This window comes from Nocardia sp. NPDC052001 (genome assembly GCF_040680615.1).
Lineage (GTDB): Bacteria > Actinomycetota > Actinomycetes > Mycobacteriales > Mycobacteriaceae > Nocardia.
In genome coordinates this window covers 1,037,529-1,061,432 of sequence record NZ_JBFAXC010000002.1, presented here as the reverse complement: position 1 = coordinate 1,061,432, position 23,904 = coordinate 1,037,529, and the positions used below count along the sequence as shown (strand labels likewise).

Sequence of the window (23,904 nt, the reverse complement as noted above, 5' to 3'; positions counted from 1 at the left end):
CGGTCAGTCCTCGACCTTGAGGGCCTGGCGGATGGTGAGGCGGCCCTGGGTCTGCATGAGCGAACGACGGTAGAGCTTCTCGGCCATGAGCACGATGGCGTAGGTGGCGACCGCGGTGATGGCGAGTGCGATGAACGGTTCCCACCAGGCGGCGGAGCCGTCGGCCAGGCGTCCGGGCATGGCCACGACGCTGACAATCGGGATGTATGAAGCGATGACGCGGCCGGTGCCGGTGAGGAAGATGCCCGCGAACAGCACCAGCATGATGCACATCGACAGCGGCGTCGAGGTGGATTGCAGGTCCTCGTTGCGCGTGGCGAGTGCGCCCGCGACCGCCCAAAGACTGGCCAGCGCCAGGAAACTGACCCCGAAGAAGATGATGAACCAGCCTGCGGCCCCGGCGATCTGGGTCACCTGATCGCCCTTGCCGATCGCGGCCAAGCCGATCAGCCCAGCCCCGCCGAACAGCACGAGTTGCCCGAACGCCATCACGGTATTGCCCGCCACCTTGCCGATCAGCAACTGGCGCAGCGGGATCGCGCTGGCGAGGATTTCCACGATGCGGTTCTGCTTCTCCTCGACCACGCTTTGGGCGATGGCCATACCGAACAGGATGGACGAGAGGTAGAACAGGAACGCGAACACGATGGTCACCACTTTGGCCAGTGCCGGATCCACCGCCGCCTTGTCGATGAGCTCGTAACCCACGGCGCTGCCCCGGGACAGTTGCTCGATGGATGTGCCCGCCGCGGCGGCATTGCGCTGCAACGTGATCTGCTGCACCGCCGCGGTCAGATAGGTGGAGGCGTCGTCGTTCTCGGCGGACTTTCCGATGAGTCGCCAGCCGTTCGCGTCCGGCAGCAGACCGACGGTGACCTTCTCATCCTTCACCTGCTGATCGGCGGTCCCCGCATCGGCGACCTGGTGCGCGGTGAAGGTGACGTTCTTGTTCGCATTGTCCGCCAGCGCATTCGCGGCGGCGACGATCGGCGCGGCATCCGCGCTGATAATGGCAACGTCCACGGTGGTAGCACGACTGCCCACGAATGCACTGATACCCAGCGACGCGACGATCACCAGCACGGTCAGAATCGTGGAGACCAGGAAATTCCGGTCTCGCAGTTTCACCGCGATCTCCCGCGCGGCGACAATCCGCCACACCCCCGACGGCACGGAATCGGCTGCGGTGCGGTCGGTTTCGCGGCTCATGCGGTCACCTCTCGATAGATCTCCGACACCGACGGCCGCACCTCGGCCAATTCCCGCACCGAACCGTGCGCCAGTGCGGCCGTGAGCAATTCATCGGTGGTCACACCGGTCAATTCCAGCAGCAGGCCCGCGCCATTGTTTTCCACGACCCGCACCCCGGACAGCGTTGCGAGCCAGTCGGTGTCACCGGTGAATCCGAGCCGATAACGCGCCGGACCCGAATTCCGCAATTCGGCGGCCGCGCCCTGCGCCACCACATGCCCCTTGGCGAGAATCACCAGGTGATCGCACAGCCTTTCCACCAGATCGAGCTGATGCGAGGAGAACAGCACCGGAACCCCCTGGGCGGCATATTCACCCAGCAATTCGGCCATCGAATCGATCGCGATCGGATCCAGCCCCGAGAACGGCTCATCGAGAATCAACGCCGTCGGATGGGTGATCACCGCCGCCGCGATCTGCACCCGCTGCTGATTTCCCAGCGACAGCGATTCGAGTTTGTCCTTACCCCGATCGCCGAGCTGAAACCGTTCCAGCAATTCCTGCGCCTGCTTTTTCGCCGCGACCGCGGTCAATCCCCGCAACCGCGCCAAATACACGAGCTGATCCAGCACCGGCTGTTTCGGATACAGTCCGCGTTCCTCCGGCATATACCCGAACGACCGCCGATCCGCCGCCGTCACCGGATGACCCTGCCACCGCACCTCACCGCCATGAGTGGCCAAGACACCCATGATCATTCGCATGGTGGTGGTCTTACCGGCGCCATTACCGCCGACGAATCCGGTCAGCGCTCCCGGCTGCACGGTGAACGACACATCATCCACGGCGATGTTCTCGCCGAATCGGCGCACCAGATGCGCGACTTCCAGCATGAAATCTCCCCTGCGTCTCCGGCCGGCCCGCTCGGCCTGCCATGCCTGCGGACCGGTACTACGTGCGTCTAGGTATGCCTTCGGCGAGACTAGCGGCGCGCACTCACCGGTTCGCCCTCGACGAGCCGGACGCGCCGAGCCAGATCGGACACGAACACCTGCTCCGGATCAGCCGCATCACGCACCCCTGCCATTCCGTGAGCCGCGGATACATCGCGCGCTTGAACACATTCAGAAACGAAGGATGCCCGGAGTGCGCGATCGCACGCACCGCATCGGCAAACTGATCCTCCGCCCTGAACGGCATCGACAGCCTCGCGCGCGCCACCGGATCGATATCGTCGGCCGAAAGTACTTGCGCCACTGTGGAAGCCGTGCGGCTTGAGCCGGTGAGGGCGCGGCGATCGATCACACTTTCCCCTGCGGTGATAGTCACACCGCCACGGTAGCCGCGATCAGTTCTCGTTGCGGGACAGCGTGATCACGGGGATTTCCCAGGAGACCTTGGCCTGGAAGTCGGCCAGGAAGGGGAAGGGGGTGAGCACGGTGTCCCAGAGGCGCTGGCGTTCGTCGCCACTGGCCACGGCAGCCCGGACGGGGAGGGTTTCCGCACCGACCTCGATGGTGGCGTCGGGGTGCGCCAGCAGGTTGTAGTACCAGCCTGGCCGATTGGGGCGACCGCCATTGGCCGCGAAGATGACGATGTCCTCGCCGTCGCGATGGAAACCGAGCGGCCAGGTGCGGGCTTCGCCGCTGTGCGCGCCTATCGTGGTCAGCAGCAGCAGGTCCATTCCGGCGAACTGACCCCCGAGCTTCCCCGAATTCGCGCGGAATTCGTCGATGATCTTCTGGTTGAGCTGCTGACGTGCTTCATCGGCCATGCGTTCTACCAACTTGGCCGCGGTGCAGAATATTTCGGAGGGTCGTCGACTTTCGAGGAGGATGCCATGTGCAGGCTGTTCGGACTTTCGGCCGCACCGCAGCGGGTCAAGGCCACATTCTGGTTGGTGAACGCGCCGGACAGTCTGGAACAGCAGAGCCATCGGGAACCGGACGGGGTCGGGCTGGGCACCTTCACCGCGGATGGGAAACCCCTGGTGGAGAAGCAGCCGATCGCGGCGTATCGGGACGCGGACTTCACCAGAGAAGCGCGGGAGCGAGAGTCGGCCACATTCATCGCCCACGTCCGCTTCGCGTCCACCGGCGGTTTGCAGCCGAACAATACGCATCCGTTCGAACAGCACGATCGATTGTTCGCGCACAACGGTGTCTTGCAGGGCCTGCCCGAATTGGAGGCGGAACTCGGTGACTACCGCGCTCTGGTGCAGGGCGATACCGATTCCGAACGGTTCTTCGCGCTCATTACCCAGCGCACGGATCGGCACGGGGGAGACGTGAGCGCGGGCATCGCCGACACGGTGCGCTGGATCGCGGACAATCTGCCCGTCTACGCGCTCAATATCATCCTGACCACCGCCACCGACCTGTGGGCGCTGCGCTATCCCGACACCCACGATCTGTTCGTACTGGAGCGAGATCCCGGCGGCCCGGACGGCACTCACCATCTCGAGCACGGCGGGCGCACCGGAATCCACGCGGCCAGTGCACAACTCGCCGATCATCCGGCCGTGGTGATCGCGACCGAGCGCATGGATCCGGACCCGGGCTGGCGTGCACTCGCGCCCGGGGAACTCCTGCACGTCAACGGTGCGCTGCGGGTGACGTCGCGCATCATCCTGAATTCCACGCCCCGGCACCCACTCTCACTGGCCGATCTCGACCCCACCGCCGCGGCCTCACAGACCGGGCAGTAGGGCCGCGACCGTCAGTGCGCCGGTGCGGTGAGGTCGAAGACCGCGAGATTTCCGACGTGCTGTTCGGTGTAGTGGGCCATCACCCAGTCCAGAATCTGCTTGTTCCCGGCGGGCCGCCACACCCCGGCCTCGGGGTTCGGCTGCGCCGGATTCGGCTGTGCCGCAGGCGCCGTCGCATCGGCGGGCTTCTTATCGGTGCGCCAGGAGTCGGGCAGCTTCACTTCGGGGACGATGTAGTAGCCGATCTGGCGATCGCGCACATACTGCTGGAATTGCGGCAACGTCGGCACCGGATCCTCGGAGGTGAAACCGCCGATGGCGATCACCGAGGTGCGAGTGGCCAATTCGATCCCGGCCGCCGGACCGGACCGGTCAATGGCGGCGGACCATTTCGTATCGGTGGCCTTCAGCAGGGCGACCAATTGCGGATCGACGTCACCGTTTCCCATCATCATGCTCATCTGACTGCGGAAAGCGCTGAGCGCACCCAAGTCTCGGGGCGGGGCCGGTGGGCCGACGCTCGGCCCGCCGCCGGTATGCGACTGCGGCAGGGTCGCGGCGGTATAGGCGACCGAACCCGCGAGACCGGCGAGAATGCCCGCGATGAGCAGCAGTGAGGTGGCGCGATCGCGGGTGCGGGCGCGTTTCGCGGCGGGCGGCAGCGCGGTCAGGATCAAGCCGAGTACCGTCACCGCGGTGAGCGTGAGGATCGTCCAGCGCAGCCACGGCTGCCACGCGTGATTGCGCTGCAACAGCACGAAGGCCCAGCCGCCCATGCTGAGAATCAGTGCGGCCCCGCCGATTCGGCCGAAGGCGGTCGTGCGCCGCTGCCACAGTTCATGCGCGCCGAGCGCGAACACCCCGGCGATGGCCGGTGCCACGGCGAGGGTGTAGTAGGCGTGCATACCGCCCTGCATGCCCGAGAACGCGACACCGTCGATGATCAGCCACAGCCCGAAAACCAGTGCGGCCCCACGGATCAGGTCGGTGCGGGGCTCCTTGCGGCGGGCAATGAGAACGAGCACGAACGCCAGCAGCGCTGCGGGCAGCAACCAGGAGATCTCGAAGCCGATCTCCCCGGTGAACATGCGGGTGCGCCCCGACCCGAATCCGCCCGGGCCGAAATGCTGTTCGACGCTGTGCGGAATCTGATAGCCCTCGGGCAATTGGAACGGATTGCGGCCGCCCATATGGTTGTGGCCCAGATAGCGGGCGAATCCGTTGTAGCCCAGCACCAGATCCATGAACGTGTTGTCCTTGGACCCCGCCAGATACGGCCGTGAGGACTCCGGCCACAGGATGGTCAGCAGCACATACCAGCCCGAGGAGACCAGCAGCGTGCCCGCGGCGGCGAGCAGGTGCAGGAATCGATTACGCAGGGTGGTCGGCGCGACCACGAGATAGGCCAGCCCGAGCGCGGGCAGCACCATCAAACCCTCGAGCATCTTGGCCAGGAACGCGAAACCCAGTGCGACGCCGGCCAGTAGCAGCCAGCGCAGGCTCGCCTTGGGCAGCGCCCGAATCGTGCAGTACGCGGCTGCGGTCATGAGCAGCACCATGACCGCGTCTGGATTGTTGAACCGGAACATCAGCGCCACCACGGGCGTCACCGCCAGCACCGCGCCCGCGAGCAATCCGGCCCCGCGATTCGCGGTGACCCGGGTGACCGCGCCGTACATGTGCGCGACAGCGGCCACCGCCATGAGCGCCTGCGGCGCGAGCATGCTGGCACTGCTGAAACCGAAGATCTGACCCGAGAACGCCATCACCCATTGCGAGACCGGCGGCTTGTCGACGGTGATGAAATTGCCCGGATCCAGGGACCCGAACAGCAGTGCCTTCCAATCGTCCGAGCCCGACCACACCGCGGCGGCATAGAACCCATTGCCCATCCCATTGACGGTGATATTCCAGAGGTAGGCCACGGCGGTGCCCAGTAGCAGCGCGGCCAATCCCAGCCGCTCCCATCTGCGGGCGGGTGGCAGCAGGGCCGTTGCGGTCTCGGCGGGCGGCGTCGATACGGGCGGCGCGGACTCGGCGGTGGTGACGGTCACCGCGGGAGTCTTGCCGCCGAGCCGGTGAGGAGCCTGGCCTCTAGCTGGGAAAACGCTGTGAATCGGGTTATGCGGGGCAATTTTTCGAGTGGGGAACGCGGGAACGATCTTGGGCGTTGGCCCAGTGATTCGGCAGTGGACGTCAGGTGATCGGATGAGTGTGCAGCGTCGCAAGATCGGTAGATGGGTCGTGGTTTCGGTATGCGCCGCATCGGCGGCATTGGTGGCGGCGCCCGCCGGGGCGGCCGCACCGGCCGAAGCGGGGGATGGCTCGCATATCGATCATGTGGTGCGCACCGATGAGCGGCGCGAAACCATCTACGTGTACTCGGCCGCCATGAACCGGGTGATCGGCTTGCGCATCATCCGGGCCGCCGATTCCAGTCGCCCGCAACCGACGCTCTATCTGCTCAATGGCGCGGAAGACGGTGTCGACGCGAGTGGCGTCGAATCCTCCTGGGAGACCAATACCGATCTGGCCGACTTCATGGCCGATAAGAACGTCAACACCGTGACGGTCCTGGACGGCCGCTACACCTACTACACCGATTGGATCGCCGACGATCCGAACCTGGGTCGCAATAAATGGACCACCTTCCTGACGCGAGAATTGCCGCCGTTGCTAGATGCGGAACTGAATGGATCCGGCCGCAATGCCATTGTGGGAGTGTCGATGTCGGGCACCGCCGCGCTTTCCCTGGCCGAATCCGCGCCCGAGCTGTACCGCAGCGTCGGCTCGTTCAGCGGCTGCGCCGAAACCAGCACCGATCCGGGCCGACGGTATGTGCAGGCGGTGGTGCTCTCCGGCGGCGGCAACCCGTGGAATATGTGGGGCGTGGACGGAGCGCCGGGCTGGGTCGCCAACGATCCGTCCACCCCGGAGAACCTGGAGAAGTTGCGCGGGATCGATCTGCACATCTCCGCAGGTGACGGCGGAGCGGCCGACCCCACCGGGCGCGCACATACCGCCGCCGGCGGTGGAGCGCTCGAATCGGTCGTCGACACCTGTACGCACGAATTGGAGAAGCGCACAACACAACTGGGCATACCCGCGACCTACACCTATGTCCCCGGCGGTCAGCATTCGTGGCCGTACTGGCAGGACGCGCTGCATCAAGCCTGGCCGGGTATCGAACGATCGCTGACCACCGGCAACTAGCCGCGGGGGACCGGGCGGATCAGTTCCAGCTGTCGATCTTGATATCGCGCGGATCCGGTGCGCCCGTACCCGTTTCGACCAGCTGCTTCAGACTGACCAGGAATACCGCCCACTTCGTGCTGCAATGGTGCATGAACGGTACGGGCTCCTTCCAGCCCAGATGCCGGAACATCACATTGGCGTACTCGTCGGCCTGTTCGAGCTCGAACTCGACATGGGTGCCGATCCACTCCTCCGGACCGTCGACGACCTCCCAGAGCACCCGCTTGTCCGAGACGAGATCGACGACCTTCATATCGATTCCGCCGGGGCCGAAACGGAATTGGAGCACGCCGCCGACGTCATTGCCCTTGCCGGAGGTATTGCTGGCCCACCAGCCGGATAGGCCCTCCACGCTGGTCAGCGCCGAATAGACCTCAGCCTTGGGCGATTTGATTCCCACCTGGTGCAGGATGTCCACCATTTTCGATCTTCCTTCTGTGCTTGATGATGCTGTGCTTGGTCGCGCGGCCATTCCGCCGCGATCTGTTCTGTCGCGCTGTGCTTGTCGCTACTGCGCGTCGTGCTTTTCCTTGGCACGTTGAATCGCCTCGGCAAGCCGTTTGATCCGGCGCAGCCTGGCGTCCCATTCCGACCCGACCTGGGCCAATTGCGCTACGGCGCGGGCCAATTGGGCCTCATCGACGCGATAGCGGCGTTCGCGCCCGGCGGGCGTGCCGTGCACCAGCCCGACGCGGTCGAGTACGCCGAGATGTTTGGCGATGGCCTGCCGGGTGACGGGTAGTCGTTCACTGAGGCTGGTGGCCGTGCTGTCACCGTCGGCCAGCAAAAGGTCGAGCATGCGCCGACGGGTCGGATCGCCGATGGCCGACCACAGGTCGTCGTCGACCACGGTGGTCATAGCGCGGACACCAGCTTCCCGATGTATTCGCCCAGGCGCGGAATATAGGTGTCCCAACCGGAGACGTGATCGTTGTACTGCGCCTCCAACTTGGCCACCTCCCAGCCCATTTCGCGGAATCCGGTCTCGACCATGCGGATGGTGGTGCCGGTATCGGTGGGCGTCAGTTCGAAGGTCACCAGCATCGAATTCACCGCATCGTCAACCTCGTTGTCCGGATAGCACCACCGGAACGCGAACAGGCGAGGCGGCTCCACGGTGACCACCGTCATCGCCAGCACATCGACCCGATCACCCCAGACGAATTCGCCGACCGCGCCCTGTTTCACCTCGTAGGAGGCATCGTCGGTCCACCACTCCGAAATGTGCTCCGGACTGCTGACCACCTCGAACACCACCTCGGGCGGGGCGTCGACGTGAATCTCCCGTTCAATGCTTCCGAATTCCAGACTCGTCATACCGGCCTCCATGTGCAACGTTTGGTTGCGTATGACGGTAGTCCTAGATCGACGAACACGCAACCATCGGTTGCTCAATCCGGCAGAATCGGAACCGACAGCCCCTCTCCACGACCCAGCAGGGCGGCGCGCGTGACCGTGCCCGCGCCGAATCGATTGCGGAGCTCGTCCAGCGTCGAATCGAGGGTCGATTCCGCGCGATGCTCCAGCGGCAGCGACAACTGCATGGTGTCCGCGTCATCGAGATTGGTCAGCGCCAGACCGACCAGCGTCAGCCCGCGCTCGTGAATCATGGGCAGCGCTGCGGCCAGCAACGTGCGCGCCGCATGCAGAATGACCTCGCCATTATCGGTGGCCTCGGCCAGCGTATGCGATCGCGTGGCACGGCCGAAATCGTCGAATCGCAAGCGCAGCACCACGGTTCGGCACACCCGACGCGCCTTGCGCAGCCGGTGCCCCAGCCGATCGGCCAGGCCGAACAGATACGCCTCGATCTCATCATCGGTGCGGGTGCGACGGCCCAGCGCGCGCTGCGCGCCGATCGATCGCCGCCTGCGTCCGGTCTCGACCCGCCGGGGATCGCGCGCCCACGACAGTGCGTGCAGATGCCGTCCGGCCGCCGATCCGAGCACCCCGGCCAGCGGCCCCTCGCCCATTTCGGCCAACTGCCCGACCCGGGTGATTCCGCGCTCACGCAGCTCTCGTGCGGTCACCTCGCCCACACCCCAGAGCCGTTCCACCGGTAGCGGATGCAGGAATTCCAGCTCCCCATCCGGCGGAACCTCGAGCAGCCCATCGGGTTTGGAAACGGCGCTGGCGACTTTCGCCAGAAACTTGGTGCGCGCCACCCCCACCGAAATCGGCAGCCCCACCTCGCGCCGAACACGCTCCCGCAAACCCCGCGCGATCTCCACCGGAGTCCCGGCGATCCGCCACAGCCCACTCACATCCAGGAACGCCTCATCGATAGAGATGCCCTCCACCTCGGGCGTGGTATCCCGAAAGATCTCGAACACCAGCTTGCTCGCCTGCGCGTAGGCCGACATGCGCGGCGGCACCACGATCGCATGCGGGCATAATCGCAGCGCCTGTCGTGAGTTCATCGGCGTCCGAACGCCGAACGCCTTGGCCTCATAGCTCGCCGCCAGCACCACCCCCGACCCCACGAGCACCGGTTTCCCGCGCAGTCGCGGATCATCGCGCTGTTCCACCGAGGCGTAGAAGGAGTCCAGGTCGGCGTGCAGAATCGCCGCCCGTTCGGGGCGATTCCCCGGGCGTGCGTCCGCATTCGACTCGAACATATGTTCCATAGCGCCAAGAGTGTAGCGCCCACATTGATCATTCCGGTGGCGACCATGCGCGCTCATCGAATATCGGGCCGTGCGGACCGCTTCCGCAACGTGCCGATTTGCTAGAACGTAACTGAATTGCGGCCATTGGCCCGGGGCGACTGTGGAAGATTAGGGCGCATGCCGCACTCCAATCCGATCGGTGCCTGGAAGTCGCTGCGTGAAGGCAATGAGCGCTTCGTCAAAGGCACACTCCAGCACCCCAGTCAGGGCGCTGCCGCCCGCGCCAAACTCGTCGGCGGACAGCAGCCGCACGCGATCCTGTTCGGCTGCGGTGACTCCCGGGTGGCGGCCGAGATCATCTTCGATCAGGGCCTCGGCGATATGTTCGTGGTGCGCACCGCCGGGCACGTCATCGACAGTTCGGTGCTCGGATCCATCGAGTACGGCGTGCACGTGCTCAATGTCCCGCTCATCGTGGTGCTCGGACACGACAGCTGCGGCGCGGTGCGCGCCACCATCGACGCCCTCGACAATGGCGATGTCCCAGGCGGATTCATTCGCAGCGTCGTCGAACGCGTGACGCCCTCCATCCTCATCGGCCGCCGCGAGGGCCTGGAAGAGGTCGACGATCTCGAAGCCAGGCACGTGGTGGAGACCGCACGGGTGCTCATGCAGCGCTCGATCATCATCTCCGAACGCGTCGCGGCGGGCGAATGTGCCATCGCCTGCGTCACCTACCAACTCGCCGACGGCCGCATCAATCTGCACCGCGTCATCGGCAATATCGGCGAAATCGCCTGACACCGAAAGAGATTCCCTGCCGACGGAAGGGATGCGGCCGTGAGCCAGGCGACGCAGTGCCTGATCGTGCTGGGCGTGGTGATCGCCCTGTTCCTGTGGAACCGGCTCCCGGTGGAGATCGTCGCCCTGGGTTCGGCGCTACTGGTCTACGCGCTCGGGCTCATCGATTCCGATCAGGTGTTCGCCGGATTCGGTGATCCGGTGGTGGTGTTCATCGCCGCCATGTTCGTGGTCAGCGGTGCGCTCGAGGCCAGCGGTATCACCGGGTGGGCGGGCCGCCGGATCGTGGCGCTCTCGGGTGGGCGGCAGCGCCGGGCGCTGGTGCTGGCCATGCTGGTCTCCGCCGCACTGGCCGCACTGCTGACTCAGAACGGTGCGGTGGCCGCGCTGCTGCCGGTGACGGTGTCGCTGGCCATCACACTCGGTGCGCGACCGTCGAAGTTCCTGGTGCCGCTGGCCTACGCCGCCCACGCCGGAACCCTGTTGGTGCTGACCGGAACACCGGTCAATGTGCTCGTGAACGAGGCCGCCGAAGCCGCGGGCGTGCCGAAGTTCGGGTTCTTCGACTTCGCGGTCGCCGGTATTCCACTCGTCGCGGGGACCATCGCGCTCGCCCTGCTCCTCGAACGACTGCTGCCCGACCGCGATCCCGAAACCCTGCCCGCCGATCTGAGCGAACACGCGCGGACCCTGGTCTACGACTACCAACTCACCGGCGGCGCAGCGCTTTTGCGCGTGCGCGGGGACTCGCCGCTGGTCGGTCTGCCCGCTGACACCTTGATCGATCACAAGCCGCCCGGGGTGTTCCCGGTGACCGTGCTGACGGCGGACGAACAGACCCGCGGCCAAGACCCCGTCGAGCGCGGCGACCTGCTCGTCGTGCGCGGCGCACCGGATGCCGTGAACAGCTTTGCGCGGCAACAGCATCTGGAGCGGCGCACCGCACCCGACGATGATCAGCTGATTCCGCTGCTGCTCAATGCCGAGACGGGCCTGCTCGAAGTCGTGGTGAGCCCGCGCTCACGACTGGTGGGGCAGCGGGTGTTCCCGGGCATGTCCTCGGATGTGGGTGATGTCGTCGTGCTCGGTGTGCGCCGGGACGGGCGGGACCGCGAATCGGGCAACATTCGCATGGCGGCGGGGGACACCCTGCTGCTGCACGGTTCGTGGGATGCGTTGGCGCGCAAGGCCGATCGCCGCGCGGATGTGCTCAGCGTGGAGTCGCCCGATGCGCTGCGCAGCCAACTGGTGCCGCCTGGTCCGCGCGCGTGGCGCGCGCTGGGGGTCGTCGCGGTGATGGTGCTGTTGATGGCGACCGGAGTGGTTCCGGCGGCGGTGGCGGTCCTGCTCGCGGCCTGCGCCATGGTGGTGTTGCGCGTCCTCGATCCCGGTGGCGCGTATCGCAGTATCTCCTGGACTACGGTCGTTCTCATCGGCGGCATGTTCCCGCTCTCGATCGCCATGCAGCATTCCGGCGCCGCGGATCAGGTCGCGCATACGGTCGTGTCCGCGGCGGGCGGCAATGGCATCCTGCTGCTGCTCGGTTTGTTCGTAATCACCGCGCTGCTGGGGCAATTCATCAGTAATACCGCCACCGCACTGGTCATCGTCCCGGTCGCGGTATCCGCGGCCGCCGATGCCGGGATCTCCCTGCGCCCGGTGCTCATGTGCGTGGCTATCGCGGCCGCGGCGGCCGTGCTGACCCCGATCGCCACACCGGCGAATCTGATGGTCCTGGGTCCGGGCGGCTATCGCTTCGGCGACTACTGGCGCTGTACCTCGTGGTCGCACTCGGTATCGTGCCGCTGATCTGGTCGTTCTGAGCGTCGCGGGCTCGGCGCACGAAACCCGCCTCCAGCATCGATAATCCGGGCATGGAGATTCTGCTCGTACTGATCCCGGCGGTTTTGTGCGTGATCGTCGTGCCGGTGGTGATCGTGATCGTCCTCGTCACCCGCAGCTCACCCCGTCGACTGCCGATTCCGGGTCAGGGGCCGGGGCGGAACTCCGGTCAGCATTGGACCCACGCGTTCTTCGATGACAGCTCGAATAACGCGCCCTGGCAGCCCGGCGATCCGTCCTGGGGAGGTTCGGACGGCCACGGCCACCAGCAGCACGGTCACCACCATCGCGGCTGGGATTCCGGTCACCACGGCGGTTCGGACCAGAGCCATCACGGCCACAGCTGGTCCCACGACCACGGCGGTCACGGCTCCAGCTACGACAGCGGTGGCTCCAGCTACGACAGCGGCAGCAGCGGTTCCAGCGATTCCGGTTCCAGTTCGAGTGATTCGGGTTCCAGCAGTTCGAGCAGCAGTTCCGATTAGCGCTGCCACACTCCGGCCAGACGCGTCACAGAAACTACCGAATGGTCCTCACTATCCTGGTCGGATGAGCACAGGTGCGATAGCGATGGTGCCGATCGACCCCGAACTCGAGACGGTGACCACCACCGGACCGGAGGACGATGCCGCGGCGCTCGGGGTGGACCCGCGCGCGGTCGAGGCGATCTGGGAATCGGTGTGCGACTGGTACCGCATGGGCACCACCCCGGCCATTCAGATCTGTCTGCGCCGCGACGGCAGGATCCTGTTGAATCGGGCCATCGGGCACGGCTGGGGCAATGGCCCCGCCGACACCGCCGAGACACCCAAACAGCTCATCACCCCCGATATGCCGTTCTGTGGCTTCTCCACCGCCAAGGGCGTCGCCGCCGCCCTCATGTTCATGCTCATCGAACAGGGCGCGTTCGCGCTGAATGATCCGGTCAGCCAGTACATTCCGGAGTTCGCGGCCAACGGTAAGGAACGCATCACCATCGCCGATGTGCTTTCGCATTCCGCAGGCGTCCCCTTCATCTCCGCGCCCTACTCCGGCACCGCGATGGTCCTCGACGAAGAGCTGGCGGTGCGGGGTCTCGCCGATCTGGTCCCCAGTTGGAAGCCCGGCCGATTCCGCGTCTATCACGCGCTCACCAGCGGTTTGATCCAGCGTCTGCTGGTGCGCCGCGCCACCGGCAAGCCCATGCGCGACCATCTGCGCGAACAGGTCCTGGATCCATTGGGCTTCCGCTGGAACAACTTCGGCGTCGATCCCGCCGATGTGGATGCGGTCGTCCCGAGCGTCAAGGTGGGCCCCGGCCCCTCCCGGATCTGGCGTCATCTGGCGGGGAGAGCCCTCGGCGGTGGTCTCACCGGCCCCAACCCCGAGGCCGATACCCGAGCCTTCCTCACCGCCGAACTCCCCTCGGGCAACCTGGTCACCACCGCGTATGAACTCTCCAGGTTCTACGAAATCCTTACGCGCGGAGGTGAACTGGACGGCGTTCGAATCATGCGCCCGGAAACCGTGCGGCAGGCCGTCCAGCCCGCCCGCTGGATTCCCGGCGCGGCGGGCCGAGTATCGGTGGGCGGATACGAACTGGGCGGACGCCGCTCCAAATTCGGCCGCCACACCGAATCCCATTTCGGCCGAAGCGGTTTGACCACCCAGTACGGCTGGTCCGATCCGGCCCGCGGCCTGTCCGGGGCAATCCTCACCAGCGGTAAGGCCACGGCGGACACCTCCCGGCCGTGGCAGCTGGTCGCCCGGATCTCCGACGCGGTGCCCCGCCACACCTGAACGAGGGGCGGTTCAGGAACCCAGCGCCGCGCGGGCGGCGTCGAACCACGCCTGGGTGCCGACCAACCCGGCTTCGATATCCTTGCGAGCTCCGTTGAACCCGTAGAGGTTTCCCGCGAACACGGTCAGCACCGAGCCTTCCTGTTCGCCGAGTTCCTCCAGCACCTCTGTGTCCTGGAGTAAATAGGCGACCCCGGCGACCTCGCTCGGAGACCATTCGGTGCGGTGGTCGGCCCAGCCGTCCTGGCGCACGGCGCGGGCGCGGGTGACGAGTTCTGTTTGCAGCGCGGCGCGGTCGGCGTCGGTGGGCTGCCGGGATTTGAGGTGGTCCCAGCTGATCGGTGCTGCGTCGGACACGTCCGGACTCCGTCCCTGAAGGGTCGATGGGTTGACTGCTGGTGTACCGCGAGCTCCCGGGCAATCTATCCCGCCGGAGGTCCGGGCGGTGCAGGCGGTTCCCCGGAAACGCGTCACGAACGATGTCCGATACGCGCAATCGGCTGTCCCGATTCTGTCTTTGCGGCTCGGGACGTCATTAGCGTTGGTGACGCACCCTGTCCGATCGCCGTACGGATTGGCTCGGTTCGGTGCTGCTACTGACGCTCTTCATGGCGTGGCAATTCCGCACTCCCCATGCGCTTTTCGATGTCTCCATGCTGCGCAAGCCGGGATTCGCCGGTATCGCGATCATCGCGGTCGCGCATATGGCCACGCTCATGGCCGCCTCCAACTATCTGGCCATCTTCCTGATCAACACCATGGGATTCACACTGCTCCAGATGGGTCTGCGACTGGTGCCGATCAGCATCGCGGCGCTGGTCGCCGCACCGCTCGGCGCGGTGCTCGCCAAACAGGTGCCGACCGCGGTATCGCTACCGCTCACCATGGGGCTTGGGTCGAATCACCCCAGCTCGGAATCGGTGCGCACCTGCGGGAAGACCGCTACCAGGCGCTCGATTCGCGAATCCTCCAGTTCGGGGCGCGGATAGGTGGACCGGAAGATGGCCTCGCCGTCGAACATGTGAATGAGCGAGGTCGCGAGCAGTTTCGCGGTCTCGGGGGAGACCATCGGGGTGAGGGCGGCGACGGCCAGCTCCTCCACCGCGTCGAGCAGGGCCCGGGCGACGGGTTCGAGGCGTTCGCGCAATTCCGGTTCGGTGCGGGCGGCCACCAGCAGTTCGAACCAGACCGTATTGGTCTTATCGCGAATCTGACCGCGCACCCGGAGCATGATGTCGGCCAAATCGATCGGCTGATCGGTGGCCTCGGTGCGACGCAGTATCTGCACCGCCTCGATATGCCGGTGACTGACCTCATCGGCGGCCGCCACCACCAGTTCGGTGCGGGAATCGAAGTGCCGGAAGATCGCGCCCTTGGAAATGCCCGCGCGGCGGCTGATCTCGCCGAGCGAGGCATTGTGATAGCCGATCTCGGCGATCGTCTCGATGGTGGCGTCGACCAGTGCCGCCCGGGTGGCGGCACTGCGTTCGGCTTGTGTGCGGCGACCGGTGACGGCCGTCATCGGCCTCCCGCCCGCAGGAAGCGGCCGGTGCGGCGGGTGCCGAGCACGGGTGCGGAAACACCGTCGCCGAAGACGAATTCGCCGCCGATGAAGACGGCCGATACCGCGGCGTCATTGCGATTCACCATGCGAGACAGGTTGTCATACTCGGGCACCACCTGTTCGGCGTATATGTCCAGGGACTCATCCAGGTGGGCCGGATCAATGATGACCAGGTCCGCGCGGTCGCCCTCGCGCAGGCGTCCGGCGTCGATGCCGTACCAGTCGGCCAGCTCACCGGTCATGCGGTGCACCGCGTGCTCCAGGGTGAGGAATGGGCGTCCCGCCTGCTCCGCGCGATGCACCCGGCGCAGGAAGCGCAGGCCGAAGTTGTAGAAGGCCATATTGCGCAGGTGTGCGCCCGCATCGGAGAAGCCCAGTTGCACACCGGGATTCGCGCTCAGTTTGTCGAGGAATTCGGGCCGGTGATTGGAGATGGTGGTGCGCCAGCGCAGTTTGGTGCCGTGTTCGACCACCAGATCGAGGAAGGCGTCGACCGGATGCAGGCCGCCGCGGCTCACCCCGACCTGGCCGAAGGTCTTGCCGATGACGGAGTCGTCCGGGCAGTCGACGATTTCGGCATCGAAGAAGTCGCGATGCCACACGCGCATACCGAACTTCGCGTCGTACTCCTTGCGGAAACGCCTGCGGTAGCTCTCATCCTGGAGCAGGGCATTGCGCTGCACCTGATCGGCCAGATGCAGTGCGGCGGCGCCGGATCCGAATTCCTCGAAGATGACCAGATCGATGCCGTCGGCGTACACCTCGAACGGGACCGGCAGATGCTGCCAGCGGAAATCACCGCCCAGGGCATTCACCAGCCGCGCGAGCGGACCCATGATGTACACCAGGAGCGGGTTGGCTTTCAGGTCCGCCGCCGAGAGCAGGGTGGTCTTGAGCTTGCGGCGGAACAGTCCCGCGCTGCTGAAGGTCATGGCCGCGATACTGCGCGGCGAGGTGATGTCCGGACCCGCCTGCAGGATGCGATCCCGTTGCCGCAGAATCGCATTGAGCCGACGGCGTTCCTTCGCCCGGGCATAGGTCGAGGGCAGGGTGCGGGAGCGGCAGACATCGCCGTCGAGCTTGTCGAAGAGCAGCTGCTGCGCGGACATGCCGACGAATCCGGCATCGAGGGCCTCGTGCAGGGCGGCCTCCATGGCCGATTGTTCGGCGGCGGTGGGGCGCACCTTCTTGCGGGTGGCTCGATCCAGGCCCAGCAGCGCGGTGCGGATATCCGAATGTCCCAGCATCGCTGCGATATTCGGGCCGAGGGGGAGTTCCTCCAGTGCGGCCACGTACTCGCGCGCCGACCCCCAGTTCTGCCCGGTGACGGCCTCGATCACGTGCTGGCGCGGGATCGCCTCGACGCGGCCGAAGAGGTCACCGGCATCGGTGGGCCGCACATGCACGGTCGAGAGCGAACAGGACCCGAGCAGGATGGTCGTGATCCCGTGCCGCACGGATTCGGTGAGCGCCGGAGCCTTCAGCACTTCGACGTCGTAGTGGGTATGGATGTCGACCATGCCGGGTGTCACCCATTTACCCGTGGCGTCGATGACGTTATCGCAGCCGGTTTCATCGAGCGGTTGCGCCGAGACCGCGACGACGCGATCACCGCGCAGTCCGAGATGGCGGATAGCGGAGGGCGCGCCGGTGCCGTCGAACCAGCGGCCGCTTTTGATGATCGTGTCGTAGCTCACCCCATGATTGCAACCGATCGGTCACTAACAGTCAATGTGCATATGTACGAAGTCTTTTGGTCGATATGCCAAATCGTCACCCCGCCGCACCCCGTCTGTACTGCATGTTCCTGTCATCCTGAGGGTATGAAGCTCAGCGTTGAGCAGAACGGCGGATCCTTCTACGACGCGGGTAAAGCCCCCGCCGAAGTCGCCGCCGACGCGATTTCCCCCGAGGCTGTGGTGGTCAACTCCGAACCCGCACCGCCACCACCGCCCGCCCCTCCGGCTCCCCAAGCGGAACCCACCCCGGATCTCACCATCGAATTGGCGCGCCTCTACGACACCGCCAGCGGCCGTGAGGAATTCCGCCTATTGCGCCGCATCGGTTATGTCGACGACGCTCCCGGCGGCGTCGGCATCATCCAGGTGCCCGCCGATCTCGAACACTGGACCACCGATCTGACCTCGGTCCCGCCGTTCCTGACCTGGCTGGTACCCAAAACCGGCGCGCACCTGCCCGCCGCGATCCTGCACGACGGCTTGGTCCTCGCCAAAGGCGAACCCGCCAGCTACATCGCCGAACGCGAAATCCACCGCGATGAAGCCGATCGCATCTTTCGTGATGCCATGGCCAAGACCGGCACCGGGCTGATCCGCCGGTGGCTGGTCTGGTCCGCGGTCACGGTCGCCACCATGCACGAGGGTCGTCAGGTCGACTGGTCCCCAATCCAGAAGTGGCACTATCGAATCGCGCTCTGGGGCACCCTGCTGTTGATTCTGCTGCTCGGTGTCCTCGGCACCCTGGATCTGTTCGATATTCCGGGTGTCGGGCTGCCCTGGATGGGCGACGGCCCACTGCACAAACTGATCGGCGGCGTTTCCGGAGCCATTGTCATACCGCTGCTCCTCGGGCTCACCTGGGGCAGATTCCGCATCGCGGGCTGGATAATCGGTCCGCTGGTGGCCCTGGTCATCCCGGCCGTAATTCCGATCATCCTCGTCGGCTGGCTGTACATCGCCGTGGAAGCCCTGCACACCTGGCGTCCCTGGCTCGCCAAGGCGCTGGCGATAACTCTCGTGCTGACCGCCTCCTGCGTATTCATAACCTCGTGGTGCCTGGCGTGACTCGCTGCAAGGATGGATTGCCATGAGAGCCTTGCGTTTTGCCCAGTGGGGGATGGCGGCGACCGCCCTGCTCAGTACGGCGGGGTGCGGTGCGGATGAGCTCACCACCGCACCGCCGACCACCGTGACCGCCACCTCCGGCACCACCTTCACCCTGGCCATCGGCGATACCGCCCGGCTCGACACCGGTCGTCTGGTGGTGACCCTCACCGATGTCTCCGGCGACAGCCGCTGTCCCGAGGATGTCACCTGTGCCTGGGCCGGCGATATCACCGTCACCGTGACGGCGACCGTCGACGCGACGGAGACCCGCTACGGCCTGCACCCCAATCCGCGCGAGAGCAGCGCGTCGACCAACGGCTATCGCATCGAACTACAGGCCGTCCGCCCAGGCCGCCACACCAACCAGCAGATTCCGCCCACCACCTACCGGGTGGATCTGCTGGTGTCGCCCGCCTGATCGGGCAGCAGTGAGGCGACGATGAAGCCCGCGAGTCCGATACCGGCCAGCGCGATGGTCGCCATGGCGTAGGCGTGCCCGGTGAGATCGGCGACGAGAATCGTTCCCGCCACCGCGGTACCGAGCGCCGAACCGAGATTGGAGGCGCTGCGGGACAGACCGGAGATCTCACCCTGATCGTCCGCGCCGAAGGCGGATTGCACGACGGTGACCGATGGGGTGAGCATGGCTCCGATACCCAAGCCCACCAGCAGAAGTCCGGGTGCGAAAGCCCACGGATTCAGCGAACGGTCAGCCAGCGCGATGAGTACACCGAGCCCGAGCACGCTGGTGAGGAATCCGGTTCTGATTAGGGTGCGCTGCGATCGCCTCCGTGCCAGTCGTGCTGCGGCCAGCGAGGATACGAGCAGTCCCGCCGTCGCCGCGGTGAAGATGACGCCGGTCTGGACGGCGTTGTAGCCGCGCACGACCTGCAGGTAGGTGGCGACCACGAAGGATGTGCCGATGAGCAGCAACCACTGCAGCAGTTGGGTGATCAAACCGAGATTGGCCGTGCGCGAGGCGAACATCGCGGTCGTGATCAGCGGCTCCACACCACGGCGCTCCTTGGCGCGGATACCGAGCACGAACGCGGTCAACAGCACCGCACCGAGTCCGAGCAGTAGCGCCATCAGCCGAAGATCGTTGTCAGCGGCTTGAATTCCCGACACGATCAGAATCAGGCCCGCGGCCGAGAGCACTGCCCCGCTGATATCGAAGGGCGCGCTGGGATCCGGCGGCAACGGATCCTCGATGCGCCTGCCCAATAGCGCGATCAATAGAACGACCACAGCCTGGAACAGAAACGCCGCGCGCCAGGTCAGCGCCGTGGTGATGAGCCCGCCGATCAGCGGTCCGGCGGCCGCGCCGACCCCGCCCATCGCCATGATGACCCCGAATGCCTTTGCCCGCGCGACGGTCTCGGTGAACAGCAACGTCGTCAGAATGTAGACCGGCGGAATCAGCAGCGCCGTGCCGATGCCCTCGAGTATCGAATTGCCCAGTATCAGCACGCCCAGCCCCGGTGCGATCGCACTCGCCACCGCACCGACCCCGTACACCAGCAGACCCGCCAGGAAGCAGCGCTTACGCCCGTACCGGTCGGCGAGTTTGCCCCCGGGAATCATCAGCGCGGCCATGACCAGCAGAAACAACGTGATCGCCACCTGCACACCCTGCACCGTGGTTCCCAGATCCACGCTGATGTCGTTGATCATCACGTTCATATTCGAGCCCGCGAAGCTACAGATGAACTGCGCCAACGCGAGCGGAAGCAGCACCCCGCGCGGAGCAGCTGGCGTCATCTCGATCCTCCCTCACCTCGAGCGGGGCGTATCGACCTCCAGCCAACCGCTTGCCGGCGGTGCGGGCATCGTCCGAATCGGACGAGGAGTGGCTCGTTCCGTTGACCGATGAACCGCGTTCGAACGATGTTCGAAGGGTGCACAGTTTTTGATGAGTTCTGTTGGAGTTACGTTTCGTTGGGTGCTACCAAACTAAACGTATTGAAATCGCAGGTAGATTGGGGGAATCGGAGAGCCTGACACCCGATAACGTTCACTTATCGGTGGTCAGAACGGTTGGGTTCTATTTGGGGCGCAAAAGGATTCGTTTCGTGTTGTTACGTTGGAAATGACGGAACCAACGCTACGATTTGGCCATGTCGAGCGTGTGTAACTACCCGGGATGCAGCAAGCCGATTACCAAGGGCGGAGGGCCGGGGCGGCCGTCGGAATACTGTGGGCACCCGGATCACACGCGATGGAGGGCCTGGCGGGAACGGCAGCGGCGGTTACAGGAGGAGGCCGAGGCACCGGCCGCGAACGTCACTGTGACACAACAGGGGCCGGTGACCGTGGCTCGAATGCGGGCCGATGAGTTGCTGATTCAGTTCCGGGCGCTGGCTGATCAGCTGGGGAATACGCTCTCGGGGGCGGTCGCCGAATTGTCCACGCTGGCAGACCCTTCCATTGCGGAGGCGCAGGTCCAGGCCGTGCAGGCGGATGCGGCGCGCCGGATAGCCGAGGCCGAGATGGCATCGGTGGCGGCGGAGAAGGCGCGGCGGGACGCCGAAGAGTCCAGGGCGGCAGCGGAATCTGCGGCCGAGGACGCGGCGAGTGCCGCCGAGCAGGCCGAGGCCCGGATCGCCGAGGCGATGAGTTCGCGCGATGACGCACTGCGCGAGGTAGAGCGAATCACCAAGCAGGCGGCCGATGATGTGTTCGCCGCGCGCACCGAAGCGGAGCAGGAGATCCGCACAGTGCGGGGCGAGGCCGCCGAGGATGTGGAGCGGGCGCGTCAGCAGGCGAGCGAGGAGATCGAGCTGGCCCGATCGAAAGCCGCCGCCGAGGTGGAGCAGGTGCGACGGGAGTGTGGTCAGAAGATCACCGCCGCCGCCGCCGAACGGGATCTGGCCGTCCAGCGGGCCGCCGATGCCGACCGCGCCATCGAACGCGCGGAACAGGCTGCGGCCGAACGTAATCAGGTGGTCGCCGAGACCCGGGACGAATTGACCAGGGTGCGAGCGGAACTGGAACGCGTCCGCGCCGAGGCCGCCGCCACCCGGCAGCGCGCCGCCGACGATATATCGGCCCTGCGCGCCGAAGCCGCGGCGACACTGGATCGGGCGCGCCAGGAGGCGGCCGCCCGCATCGCCGCTCTCGACGATGCCCGCCAGCAGATCTCGGCCCGCGCCGAACGCGCCGAACAGCAATTGGACGCAATGATCGCGACACGCCGCCCAGTGGCCGAGAAGAGCACGGTTGGCGACTGACCGACCGGTTCGTCACGGATCGATGCACGCACCGCCGTTCGCAACAAGTGAAATGACATCGGAACGTGCAGCAATGCCGATGATTTGAGGGGCACTGCGGCGGTATCGTCAGGGGGAAAACAGCGCTCGGGCGCAGACCCTATCTGGAATGATCTTCAATCAACGGTTCTGGCCGTCAGGACTACCGTGTGTCGGAGACCGCCGGGGCACGGAAGGTAAAGGGGTGTCACTTGAATATCAACGCCATGCGAGCACGGCAATCCCGGCCGAGTGTGGCGCGTGTGTACAGCTACGTACTCGGTGGACGAGACAACTACGGCGTCGACAAGAGCGTCGGCGACTACTTCATGAGTGATCTGGCCGGTTCCGAACAACTCGCGATCACCAACCGCGAAGCCGTCCTCCGCGCTGTACACAGCATGGCCTCCGATGGCATTCGCCAATTCATCGATATGGGTTGCGGTTTGCCCGCCACCGAGAATGTCCACGAGGTCGCGCGCCGGCAGCATCCCGATGCCCGGGTCGTCTACGTGGACAACGATCCGTTCGTGGTCGCCCATGGCCGCGCACTGCTCGCCATCGACGAGGGCATCGATGTGGTCGAGGGCGATGTGGGCAAGGCCGCGTGGATTCGTGAACATCCGGCGGTCGAGCGGCTCATCGATTTCGACCAGCCGGTCGGTGTGCTTTACGCGGCAACGCTGAGCTTCCTGGAGGACGAGGAAGATCCGGCGGGCGTCGTGAAGTTCTGGACCGATCAGGTCCCGTCTCGGAGCCAGGTCTACATCGCGCACTTCCGCACCGGTCGTACCCGCGAGGCCCAGGCCACCGAACGCAAGATCCTGGAGGCCTTCGGCCGTGGCCGCTGGCGCACCGATGACGAGATCCGCGCCTTCTACGGCGATCTCGACATTCTCGAACCGGGTATCGTCCCGTGCGCCCAGTGGCGTCCGGAACCCGGTAAGGGTGAACATCAGCTCAGCGATTGGGAAGAGATGGTCGTCTCCGGGCTCGCACGTAAGCCCTGACGCCTATTCCGGCTTACCACAAAGCATTTCAGCGCCCGGCCCGGTGAATTCACCGGGCCGGGCGCTCGTATGTCACCGGACGCGGCGCCGGCCGCAAACACTCAGCGTCCGCGGTTCTTGCTCACCCGCAGCGCGGCGTCGTTGAACGCGCGAACGCGTTCGGTTTCGCGGGACACCCGCCAGACGAAACCCCATTCGATGGGCGGCGCGTCGCGCAACGGGAGATAGACGATATCGGGCCGCAGATAGAAGCGGGTCACCTGCGCCCCGACGACGAACCCGCCTTCGCCCGCGCCGATGCGGGCCAACAGCTCCTGAAAGGTGTGGACCACGGGCCCATGCTCGATCGGCCGGCCGGTGGGAGTGTGACTCGGGGTGCGATCGTCGAGCACCGAGTCGGGGACGGTGCCCGGCATCCGCAGTAGCGTCACCTCGGCCAGATCCTCCTGGGAGAGTTCGGATTCGGCGGCCAGGTGGTGGCCGCGCGGGATCGCGAGCATGCGCTGTTCGCTGATCAGCGTGGGTCCGGTCACCAGATCCGGTTCATCGATGGGCCGGCTGATCAAGACCATGTCATAGGCTTCACTGCGCCAGCTCTCCAGCCCGTCGGTGATCTGGACCTCGCGGAACCGGACCTCCGCACCGGGATGTTCGGCGCGAAAGACCTTGGTGGTCTCCAGAATCAGCTGTCCCGCCGCCGCGCCGACGAAGCCGACATCGATGATGCCGTCGGTGCCGCGACCGGAATTCGTCGCGCGATCCAGCGCCTGCCGCACCTGGCGCAGTCCCGGGGTGAGGTCGTCGTACAGCTGGCGACCGATCGGGGTGAGCGCCACCCTGCGGCTGGTGCGTTCGAAAAGCGCTGCGCCGAAACGGCGTTCGAGGCCCTTGATGGTCTGGCTGATCCGGCCGGTGGTGACGCGCAGGCGCTCCGCGGCCCGGCCGAAGTGCAATTCCTCGGCTACCGCGAGGAATGCCTCGAGCTCATACCGTTCCACGGACCCTCCATATCGATCGTTGAGTGGAGCAATACAACCGTTCCCCGATAGGTC

25 protein-coding genes are annotated in these 23,904 nt (G+C 65.8%); 11 read left to right on the top strand and 14 right to left on the bottom strand.

Annotated elements, in window-relative coordinates:
• Positions 1-3: 3 nt before the first annotated feature.
• The 4 genes from AB0L82_RS13255 to AB0L82_RS13240 all read right to left on the bottom strand — a co-directional run bounded on the left by AB0L82_RS13255 (position 4) and on the right by AB0L82_RS13240 (position 2,965).
• Positions 4-1,209: an ABC transporter permease gene (locus tag AB0L82_RS13255; RefSeq protein WP_364634729.1), complete on the bottom strand. Its 1,206-nt coding sequence runs from the start codon at positions 1,207-1,209 to the stop codon at positions 4-6.
• A complete protein-coding gene (locus tag AB0L82_RS13250) occupies positions 1,206-2,084 on the bottom strand; it encodes an ATP-binding cassette domain-containing protein (RefSeq protein WP_364634726.1) in 879 nt (292 codons plus the stop codon). Before AB0L82_RS13250 ends, AB0L82_RS13255 begins: the two co-directional genes overlap by 4 nt.
• A 103-nt stretch (positions 2,085-2,187) precedes the next feature.
• Entirely contained in the window at positions 2,188-2,520 is a 333-nt protein-coding gene (locus tag AB0L82_RS13245; RefSeq protein ID WP_364634724.1) for a hypothetical protein, read from the bottom strand.
• A 19-nt stretch (positions 2,521-2,539) separates the two neighbouring features.
• A complete protein-coding gene (locus AB0L82_RS13240; RefSeq protein ID WP_364634722.1) occupies positions 2,540-2,965 on the bottom strand; it encodes a nitroreductase family deazaflavin-dependent oxidoreductase in 426 nt (141 codons plus the stop codon).
• Positions 2,966-3,031: 66 nt separating this feature from the next.
• Here AB0L82_RS13240 and AB0L82_RS13235 point away from each other — a divergent pair, with 66 nt between their 5' ends.
• Positions 3,032-3,898, top strand: coding sequence for a class II glutamine amidotransferase (locus AB0L82_RS13235; protein WP_364634720.1), 867 nt, complete (start codon positions 3,032-3,034; stop codon positions 3,896-3,898).
• Positions 3,899-3,909: 11 nt separating this feature from the next.
• On the opposite strand, the gene AB0L82_RS13230 is transcribed toward AB0L82_RS13235, so the two are convergent.
• Positions 3,910-5,952 carry a glycosyltransferase family 39 protein gene (locus tag AB0L82_RS13230; RefSeq protein ID WP_364634717.1) on the bottom strand — a complete coding sequence of 681 codons (2,043 nt, stop codon included), beginning with the start codon at positions 5,950-5,952 and terminating at the stop codon, positions 3,910-3,912.
• A gap of 154 nt (positions 5,953-6,106) precedes the next feature.
• Between AB0L82_RS13230 and AB0L82_RS13225 the strand changes: the two genes are divergently transcribed.
• The gene (locus tag AB0L82_RS13225; RefSeq protein WP_364634714.1) at positions 6,107-7,111 is read left to right on the top strand and encodes an alpha/beta hydrolase family protein; all 1,005 of its coding nucleotides are present in this window, start codon (positions 6,107-6,109) and stop codon (positions 7,109-7,111) included.
• 19 nt (positions 7,112-7,130) lie between these two features.
• Here AB0L82_RS13225 and AB0L82_RS13220 read toward each other — a convergent pair whose 3' ends face one another.
• From AB0L82_RS13220 to dinB, 4 genes are all read right to left on the bottom strand, one after another.
• On the bottom strand, positions 7,131-7,574 hold the full coding sequence (locus AB0L82_RS13220; RefSeq protein WP_364634711.1) for an SRPBCC domain-containing protein: 444 nt from the start codon (positions 7,572-7,574) through the stop codon (positions 7,131-7,133).
• A gap of 87 nt (positions 7,575-7,661) precedes the next feature.
• Entirely contained in the window at positions 7,662-8,012 is a 351-nt protein-coding gene (locus AB0L82_RS13215; protein ID WP_364634708.1) for a metalloregulator ArsR/SmtB family transcription factor, read from the bottom strand.
• Complete coding sequence (locus AB0L82_RS13210; protein ID WP_364634705.1) at positions 8,009-8,470, bottom strand: SRPBCC family protein; 462 nt, start codon at positions 8,468-8,470, stop codon at positions 8,009-8,011. Before AB0L82_RS13210 ends, AB0L82_RS13215 begins: the two co-directional genes overlap by 4 nt.
• A 74-nt stretch (positions 8,471-8,544) precedes the next feature.
• Positions 8,545-9,771, bottom strand: a complete 1,227-nt coding sequence (gene dinB / locus AB0L82_RS13205) for a DNA polymerase IV (RefSeq protein ID WP_364636046.1) — start codon at positions 9,769-9,771, stop codon at positions 8,545-8,547.
• 168 nt (positions 9,772-9,939) lie between these two features.
• On the opposite strand from dinB, the gene AB0L82_RS13200 reads away from it, so the two are divergent.
• From AB0L82_RS13200 to AB0L82_RS13185, 4 genes are all read left to right on the top strand, one after another.
• Positions 9,940-10,563 carry a carbonic anhydrase gene (locus AB0L82_RS13200; RefSeq protein WP_364634702.1) on the top strand — a complete coding sequence of 208 codons (624 nt, stop codon included), beginning with the start codon at positions 9,940-9,942 and terminating at the stop codon, positions 10,561-10,563.
• Between the two features lie 39 nt (positions 10,564-10,602).
• Entirely contained in the window at positions 10,603-12,372 is a 1,770-nt protein-coding gene (locus tag AB0L82_RS13195) for an SLC13 family permease (protein ID WP_364634700.1), read from the top strand.
• A gap of 65 nt (positions 12,373-12,437) precedes the next feature.
• Complete coding sequence (locus tag AB0L82_RS13190) at positions 12,438-12,890, top strand: hypothetical protein (RefSeq protein ID WP_364634697.1); 453 nt, start codon at positions 12,438-12,440, stop codon at positions 12,888-12,890.
• A gap of 64 nt (positions 12,891-12,954) precedes the next feature.
• Positions 12,955-14,184 carry a serine hydrolase gene (locus AB0L82_RS13185; RefSeq protein WP_364634694.1) on the top strand — a complete coding sequence of 410 codons (1,230 nt, stop codon included), beginning with the start codon at positions 12,955-12,957 and terminating at the stop codon, positions 14,182-14,184.
• 12 nt (positions 14,185-14,196) lie between these two features.
• On the opposite strand, the gene AB0L82_RS13180 is transcribed toward AB0L82_RS13185, so the two are convergent.
• Positions 14,197-14,541, bottom strand: a complete 345-nt coding sequence (locus AB0L82_RS13180) for a hypothetical protein (protein ID WP_364634691.1) — start codon at positions 14,539-14,541, stop codon at positions 14,197-14,199.
• 230 nt (positions 14,542-14,771) lie between these two features.
• Here AB0L82_RS13180 and AB0L82_RS13175 point away from each other — a divergent pair, with 230 nt between their 5' ends.
• Positions 14,772-15,173, top strand: coding sequence for a hypothetical protein (locus AB0L82_RS13175; protein WP_364634689.1), 402 nt, complete (start codon positions 14,772-14,774; stop codon positions 15,171-15,173).
• Here the strand turns inward: AB0L82_RS13175 and AB0L82_RS13170 are convergent.
• Positions 15,086-15,706, bottom strand: coding sequence for a TetR/AcrR family transcriptional regulator (locus AB0L82_RS13170; RefSeq protein WP_364634686.1), 621 nt, complete (start codon positions 15,704-15,706; stop codon positions 15,086-15,088). The genes AB0L82_RS13175 and AB0L82_RS13170 overlap by 88 nt on opposite strands.
• Entirely contained in the window at positions 15,703-17,445 is a 1,743-nt protein-coding gene (locus AB0L82_RS13165; RefSeq protein WP_364634683.1) for an amidohydrolase family protein, read from the bottom strand. The genes AB0L82_RS13170 and AB0L82_RS13165 overlap by 4 nt, the downstream gene beginning before the upstream one ends.
• A 126-nt stretch (positions 17,446-17,571) precedes the next feature.
• Between AB0L82_RS13165 and AB0L82_RS13160 the strand changes: the two genes are divergently transcribed.
• Both AB0L82_RS13160 and AB0L82_RS13155 read left to right on the top strand, forming a co-directional pair.
• The gene (locus AB0L82_RS13160; RefSeq protein ID WP_364634680.1) at positions 17,572-18,552 is read left to right on the top strand and encodes a DUF1353 domain-containing protein; all 981 of its coding nucleotides are present in this window, start codon (positions 17,572-17,574) and stop codon (positions 18,550-18,552) included.
• A gap of 22 nt (positions 18,553-18,574) precedes the next feature.
• Positions 18,575-19,012: a hypothetical protein gene (locus tag AB0L82_RS13155; RefSeq protein WP_364634677.1), complete on the top strand. Its 438-nt coding sequence runs from the start codon at positions 18,575-18,577 to the stop codon at positions 19,010-19,012.
• Here the strand turns inward: AB0L82_RS13155 and AB0L82_RS13150 are convergent.
• Positions 18,979-20,355: an MFS transporter gene (locus AB0L82_RS13150; protein WP_364634675.1), complete on the bottom strand. Its 1,377-nt coding sequence runs from the start codon at positions 20,353-20,355 to the stop codon at positions 18,979-18,981. The genes AB0L82_RS13155 and AB0L82_RS13150 overlap by 34 nt on opposite strands.
• Before the next feature lie 560 nt (positions 20,356-20,915).
• Here AB0L82_RS13150 and AB0L82_RS13145 point away from each other — a divergent pair.
• A complete protein-coding gene (locus AB0L82_RS13145; protein WP_364634672.1) occupies positions 20,916-21,824 on the top strand; it encodes a hypothetical protein in 909 nt (302 codons plus the stop codon).
• Between the two features lie 245 nt (positions 21,825-22,069).
• Positions 22,070-22,852: an SAM-dependent methyltransferase gene (locus tag AB0L82_RS13140; protein ID WP_364634669.1), complete on the top strand. Its 783-nt coding sequence runs from the start codon at positions 22,070-22,072 to the stop codon at positions 22,850-22,852.
• Between the two features lie 101 nt (positions 22,853-22,953).
• On the opposite strand, the gene AB0L82_RS13135 is transcribed toward AB0L82_RS13140, so the two are convergent.
• On the bottom strand, positions 22,954-23,850 hold the full coding sequence (locus AB0L82_RS13135; protein WP_364634666.1) for a LysR substrate-binding domain-containing protein: 897 nt from the start codon (positions 23,848-23,850) through the stop codon (positions 22,954-22,956).
• Between the last annotated feature and the right edge of the window lie 54 nt (positions 23,851-23,904).